Genomic DNA, 1,831 nt, shown 5'->3' on the forward strand with positions numbered 1-1,831 from the left:
CACCGGGCGGTGCCACGCCGCCAGGCAGACCCCGGCCAGCAGTCCGCCGCCGCCGGCCGGCACGTAGACGGTCTCCACCTCGGGCGCGTCGGCCAGGATCTCCCGGCCCACCGTGCCCTGCCCGGCGACGACCAGGGCGTGGTCGGACGACGGGATCAGCACCGCGCCCGTCTGTGCGGCCAGTTCCCGGGCATGTTCCTCGCGTTCGGCGACCCCGCCGGTCACGGCGACCGTACGGGCGCCGAGCGCGCGGATCAGTGCGGCCTTGTCGGGGTTGGCGCCGCCGGCCATGACCACCGTCAGCTCGACGCCGAGGTCCTGGGCGAGCCGGGCCAGGGCGATGCCGTGGTTGCCCGAGGAGCCCGTGACGACGGTCCGGGCCCCGAGCGCGAGCACCGCGTTGGTGGCGCCGCGCAGCTTGAACGAGCCGCTGTGCTGGAGGTGTTCGGCCTTCAGACGCAGCCCCGGCAGGAACGGCAGCAGGGGGGTGCGGCGGGCGCGGTCGACCAGTCGGGCGGCGGCGTGCTCCACCTCCACGGGGTCGACGACAGCTGGCCGGGGGAGCGTGAGCAGGACGTCGGCGGTCATCGGGCGGCTCCTGCCTGCGCGAGCGCGGTGCGGTCGGTCTTGCCGCCGCGCGTGGTGGGCAGGGTGGTCAGCCGCACGAAGCGGCGCGGCATCAGGTGCGGCGGCAGCGTGCGGGCCAGGTGCAGCCGCAGCGCCGGGTCGGACGTCCCGCCCAGCTCGCCGGTGACGTGCGCCACCAGGAAGACCCGGCCCTGCGCGTCGGTGTCCGAGATGACGACCGCCCCCGTGACGGCGTCATGGGTCAGCAGCGCGCCCTCGATCTCGGCCGGGTCCACCCGGTAGCCGCGGATCTTGATCTGCCGGTCGCCGCGCCCGAGGTAGCACAGCCCCGCGGGGCCGAGCCGGGCCAGGTCGCCGGTCCGGTAGAGCCGCGCCCCGGGCGGGCCCAGCGGGTCCGGCACGAAACGGTCGGCGGTGCGGCCGGGCCGGGCGCGGTAGCCGCGCGCGACGCCCGCGCCGCCGATGAACACCTCGCCCACCGCGCCGTCCGGGACCGGCGCGAGCGAATCGTCCAGCAGCCGCACCACGACGCCGTCGAGCGGGGTGCCGACGATGTCGGTCTCCGTCTCCGGGGCGACGGGCACGGCGTAGCGGGTGGAGGTCATCGTGCACTCGGTCGGTCCGTACTGGTTCACCAGCCGACCGCGCACCAACTCCCGCCCTCCGGCGGTCAGGTACGGCCGCAGGGACTCCCCGCTGGAGACCACCAGCGCGACGCCGTCGAGCAGTTCGGGGGCTTCCTCGCGTCCGGCGAGGTGGGAGAGGAACGACGGGGTCACGCTCAGCAGCGTGTTGACGCCGTGCCGCCGCACGGCCGCGCCGAAGGACTCCGGGCGCAGCACGTCGCCGCGCGGCAGCAGCACCAGCCGGCCGCCGGCCAGCAGCGGCGCGAACGTGTCCCGGATGGAGGCGTCGTAGCCCAGCGGTGCGACCTGCAGTGCCACGGTGTCCGGACCCAGCCCGTAGTCGCGGACGACGAGCCGGAGGTAGTTGTCCAGGCTGCGGTGCTCGATCAGCACCGCGCTCGGCTCCCCGGTGGTCCCGGAGGTGTGGCTCACGTACGCGAGCCCGCACGCCTCGACCGGCGCGCACGCCTCGGCCCGCGCGCCGGCCTCCGCCCGGCCGGGGTGATCCGGGCCCGGGGTGGTCCCCGACGGCCCGGACGCCTGTTCCGGCGAGGTCAGCGCAGCCGGGCCCGCGTCCGCGGGGCCGGGCGCGGTAGCCGCCGCGGACGGCGCGAGCC

At 76.7% G+C, this 1,831-nt stretch carries 2 protein-coding genes; both read right to left on the bottom strand.

Translation table 11 applies throughout. The features are described 5' to 3' along the window. Positions 1 to 588: pyridoxal-phosphate dependent enzyme (locus tag TR50_RS30095; protein WP_152648721.1), on the bottom strand; the 588-nt coding region annotated here is incomplete at its 3' end. Continuing rightward, positions 585 to 1,831 (bottom strand): amino acid adenylation domain-containing protein (locus TR50_RS30100; protein WP_052441501.1); only part of this gene is annotated, 1,247 nt, incomplete at its 5' end. The genes TR50_RS30100 and TR50_RS30095, both read right to left, overlap by 4 nt.

Source organism: Streptacidiphilus anmyonensis (assembly GCF_000787855.1).
In the GTDB taxonomy this organism is placed as follows: Bacteria; Actinomycetota; Actinomycetes; order Streptomycetales; family Streptomycetaceae; genus Streptacidiphilus; species Streptacidiphilus anmyonensis.